The following is a 4,434-nucleotide window of genomic DNA, read 5'->3' on the forward strand; positions in this document are numbered from 1 at the left end:
GCGGGGGCGTTGTGGGGGGCTGGGGCTCCCACCCCGCCGCGGGGGGGGGGGGGGGGGGGGGCGCGCGCCGCCCCCCCCCCCCCCCCCCCCCCCCCCCCCCCCCCCCCCCCACAACGGCCTGACGAAAAATGCTGCAATGCAGTAAAATGGGGCATCATGACCAAGTCCACCACCATGCTCCCCATCGCCCGCCCCACCGAGGCCCGTGTCCTCGAGATCGTCTTCCCGGACCACACCAACCACCTCGGCACGCTGTTCGGCGGCCAGGCGCTGGCCTGGATGGACAAGGCGGCCTTCCTGGCGGCGTCGCGCTACTCGCGCAAGATCGTGGTCACCGCCCGCTCCGAGCAGGTCGATTTCCATGTGCCGGTGCGCAAGGGGCAGATGGTCGAGCTGATCGCCATCGTGGTGTCCGTGGGCCGCACCTCCATGAACGTGGACGTGGCCATGTACACCGAAGACCTGATCACCGGTGAGCGCGAGCTGTGCACCCGCGGCACCTTCGTCATGATCGCGCTGGACGAGAACCACAAGCCGACCGCGGTGGAATCCCTCCCGGCGCAGGGCTGAGCCCGCGCGCAAGCCCCGCGCGAACTCGTCTATCCTTGGTCGATGACGTCGTTCATCGACCTGCCCCAGACAGCGAACGATCCTTTCGCGCGGCTGACGCTCAGCTCGCGACATACCGGCGTGCCGGATGCGTTCGCCCTGCCCTTCGATGTGCAGGTTTTCAGCGAGGATGATTTCGCCCGGTACGGTATCTCCCGGCCGCCATCCATCCTGCGTAGCGTCCCGAAGCGCCAGGCGGAATACCTCGCGGGCCGGCGTGTCGCACTCGCAGCACTCGAGGCTGCGGGACATACCGCCCAGGACCTGGCGATCACCGATAGCCGGGCGCCTGCCTGGCCGCAGGGGTATATCGGCAGCCTTTCCCACGCCGTCGGCCTTGCCGTCGCCGTGGCCATGCGGCCCACCGCGGACGTGCGCGGCATCGGCATCGACATCGAACAGGTCATCCCGCCGGGGCAATTGCCGGCCGTCGAATCCAGCGTGATCGACGACGCCGAGCGTTCGGTGCTCACAGCGCTCGCGTCCGCCATGGGCTGGCCCTTCGCCCTGACCGTGGCCTTCTCCGCCAAGGAGAGCTTCTATAAGGCCACCGCCGCGACCGTGGGGCGCTTCTTCGACTTCACCGCGCTGCGGATCGCCGCGTGTGACATGGAAGCCGGCTGCCTGGACGCACGGGTCGTCGAAGACCTCGCGCCCTCCTTGCCCGCCCGGCACCGGCAGCGCCTGTACTGGCAGTCCCTGCCCGGCGGCATGGTCCTCACCCACTGCATCTGCTGAAGCCCCGAAGTCCCTCGACCGGGTGTTGACTTAGAGCGCACTCGAAGCCGTACGCTTCTCCCATGCCCACATCCCTGACTATTGCTGAGGCGGCTCTCGCCACCGGCCTCACCACCTACACCCTGCGTTATTACGAGCAGATCGGCCTGATCGACCCGGTACCCCGCCGCGGCGGCCAGCGGATCTACGGCGAGCCTGAGATGCGCCTGATCCAGTTCGTGCTGCGGCTGCGCGGCACGGGCATGCCCATGCGCGATATCCAGGAATACGTCCGCCTGCGCCGCCTTGGTGAAACCGCCGAGAGCATCGTGGGCCGCGGCGACCTGCTCGAGCGGCACGCCGCCCACCTGCGCGAGGAGCTGGTCTCGCTGACCGAGACCATCGCGCGGCTCGACGAAAAGATCGCCCTCTATCGCTCCATCTACGGTGCGGATGGCGCCCCTGCGCCCGTCGCCGCCACGCCCGTGGACAGCAACGATGACACCGCCCCCACTCCCCGGAGGAAGCAAGCATGATCACCCGCAAACTCGGCACGAACGGCCCGGACGTCTCGGCGCAGGGCCTCGGCTGCATGGGCATGAGCGAGTTCTACGGCCCCGGCGATGAAACGCAGAACATCGCCACGCTCGAACGCGCGCTCGAACTCGGCATTACGTTCTGGGATACCTCGGACGCCTACGGCCCGCACACCAACGAAGAGCTGCTCGGCCGCGTACTGCAGGGCCGTCGCGACAAGGTTTTCCTGGCCACGAAGTTCGGCATCGTGCGCGATCCCGCCAACCCGATGGCGCGCGGTATCAGCGGCCGCCCGGAGTACGTGCGCAAGTCCGTCGAAGGCAGCCTGCGCCGCCTGAAGACCGACTACATCGACCTTTACTACCAGCACCGCGTCGATCGCGAAGTGCCGATCGAAGAGACCGTCGGCGCGATGGCGGAGCTGGTGAAGGAAGGCAAGGTGCGCCATCTGGGCCTCTCCGAAGCCTCGGCGGAAAGCATCCGCCGCGCGGCACAGGTGCACCCGATCGCCGCGCTGCAGAGCGAGTACTCGCTGTGGACGCGCGACCCGGAAACCACCGGCACGCTGGCGGCCTGCCGTGAGCACGGCATCGCCTTCGTCGCCTACAGCCCGCTGGGCCGCGGCTTCCTCACCGGCGCGATCACGAAGCCGGATGATTTCGCCGAGGACGACTACCGCCGCTACAACCCGCGTTTCACCGGGGAGAACTTCACGAAGAACCTCGCACTGGTCGACAAGGTGAAGAAGTTCGCGGCCGACAAGGGCTGCACGCCCGGCCAGCTGGCCCTCGCATGGGTGCTGGCACAGGGGCCGGACATCGTGCCGATCCCCGGCACCAAGCGCGTGAAGTACCTCGAGGAAAACGCCGGCGCGATGGACGTGAAGCTCAGCGCCAGCGAGCTGGCCGAGATCGACGAGGTCTTCCCGCCGGATGCGGCCGTGGGCGACCGTTACCAGGCCAACATGATGGGTTCCATCAACGCCTGATCCGCGGCCGTATAATGGCGGTTTGTCCTGTCCGGCACGCCGCCATGTCGTCCCCCGATCATTCGCCCCTGGGCAAGGCCACCGAGTACGCCGACCGCTACGACATGAGCCTGCTCTTCCCCATTCCCCGCCAGGCCAAGCGCGATGAGATCGGCGTGGATGGTGGTGCCCTGCCGTTCCACGGCGTGGATATCTGGAACGGCTACGAGTTGAGCTGGCTGGATCCCCGCGGCAAGCCCATGGTGGCCGTCGCGGCGTTCCGTTTCCCCGCCACGACGCCCAACATCATCGAATCCAAGTCGTTCAAGCTGTACCTGAATGGCTTCGCGCAGGAGACGATCGCCAGCCGCGACGCCCTGCGCGACATCCTGGTGCGCGACCTGTCGGCGGCGTCGGGTGGTCCGGTCGCCGTGGACCTGCATGCGCCGGAAGACCTGAACGGCCAGCCTCTGCATGAGCCCGAAGGCGTGCTGCTGGACGACCAGGAGCTCGATTTCGACAGCTACGGCCCGCCGCGCCCGGATTTCCTGGGCACCCACGAAGGCGAAGCCCGCGAAGTGCTGGTCTCACACCTGCTCCGCTCCAACTGCCCGGTCACCGGCCAGCCAGACTGGGGCAGCGTGCAGATCAGCTATACCGGCGCCCCGATCGACCGCGCGGGCCTGCTGCGCTACCTCGTCTCGTTCCGTCGCCATACGGAATTCCACGAGCAGTGCGTCGAGCGGATCTTCATGGACCTGCGCGAACGCTGCGCGCCGCGCGAGCTGGCCGTCTATGCCCGTTACACCCGCCGCGGCGGCCTGGATATCAATCCATTCCGCAGCACCGATCCGGCCGCCGTGCCGGATAACCCGCGCGGTGCCCGCCAGTAGATGAACCATGCATTCATGCGCTCTTCATTGGTATTGCCTTTAGTTGTGTAGCCTGTAACCTGCCGCGGCCGAGGGATGACCTCGTCCCGACCACGCATTGACCTGTTCTATTTCCGGAATCCAGACATGAAGCTTTCCTTCCGCACGCCTGTCCTCGCCACGGCCACCCTGGCCGGCCTCCTGGTCCTTACCGCCTGCGGCAAGAAGGAAGAGCAGACCAACGCCCCGGCCGCCGCCTCGACGGCGCCGGCTCCGGCCGCTGCTCCGGCTCCGGCCAGCACCGCTCCGGTCGCCGCTCCGGCTCCGGCCACCACGGCTGCCGCCGCTCCGGCCGCACCTGCTGCCGCCGCTCCGGCCCCGGTCGCCGCCAGCGACACGCTGAAGGTCGGCTCGGTCACCCTGGGCAGCGCCGTGGGCGCCGACAAGAAGGTCGCCAAGGCGAAGACCACCTTCGCCCCGAACGAGAAGACCATCTACGCCTCGGTCGCCACCGAAGGCACCAGCGCCGGCGCCACGCTGAACGCCAAGTGGACCTACCAGGACGGCGACACGGCCACCACCGTGAGCGATCTCAGCCAGTCGATCAGCACCGACGGCCCGGCAGTCACCACGTTCAAGATCCAGAACCCGAACGAGTGGCCGGAAGGCAAGTACAAGGTCGCCATCTCGCTCAACGGCAAGTCGGTCGGCGACACGGCGTTCGACGTCAAG

Annotated in this window: 6 protein-coding genes; all 6 read left to right on the forward strand. The window is 67.9% G+C overall.

Annotated elements, in window-relative coordinates; all coding sequences use genetic code 11:
• The first annotated feature begins 156 nt into the window (after positions 1 to 156).
• Complete coding sequence (locus tag ACTHLF_RS08955; protein WP_440326700.1) at positions 157 to 570, forward strand: acyl-CoA thioesterase; 414 nt, start codon at positions 157 to 159, stop codon at positions 568 to 570.
• A gap of 42 nt (positions 571 to 612) precedes the next feature.
• A complete protein-coding gene (locus ACTHLF_RS08960; protein ID WP_440326702.1) occupies positions 613 to 1,347 on the forward strand; it encodes a 4'-phosphopantetheinyl transferase family protein in 735 nt (244 codons plus the stop codon).
• A 62-nt stretch (positions 1,348 to 1,409) separates the two neighbouring features.
• Positions 1,410 to 1,862, forward strand: coding sequence for a MerR family transcriptional regulator (locus ACTHLF_RS08965; protein WP_440326703.1), 453 nt, complete (start codon positions 1,410 to 1,412; stop codon positions 1,860 to 1,862).
• Positions 1,859 to 2,851 carry an aldo/keto reductase gene (locus tag ACTHLF_RS08970; RefSeq protein ID WP_440326705.1) on the forward strand — a complete coding sequence of 331 codons (993 nt, stop codon included), beginning with the start codon at positions 1,859 to 1,861 and terminating at the stop codon, positions 2,849 to 2,851. The genes ACTHLF_RS08965 and ACTHLF_RS08970 overlap by 4 nt, the downstream gene beginning before the upstream one ends.
• A gap of 44 nt (positions 2,852 to 2,895) precedes the next feature.
• Positions 2,896 to 3,723: an NADPH-dependent 7-cyano-7-deazaguanine reductase QueF gene (gene queF / locus ACTHLF_RS08975; protein ID WP_440326707.1), complete on the forward strand. Its 828-nt coding sequence runs from the start codon at positions 2,896 to 2,898 to the stop codon at positions 3,721 to 3,723.
• A gap of 126 nt (positions 3,724 to 3,849) precedes the next feature.
• Positions 3,850 to 4,434 (forward strand): hypothetical protein (locus tag ACTHLF_RS08980; RefSeq protein ID WP_440326709.1); only part of this gene is annotated, 585 nt, incomplete at its 3' end.

The sequence above is a fragment of the Luteibacter sp. genome (genome assembly GCF_051958795.1).
GTDB lineage: Bacteria > Pseudomonadota > Gammaproteobacteria > Xanthomonadales > Rhodanobacteraceae > Luteibacter.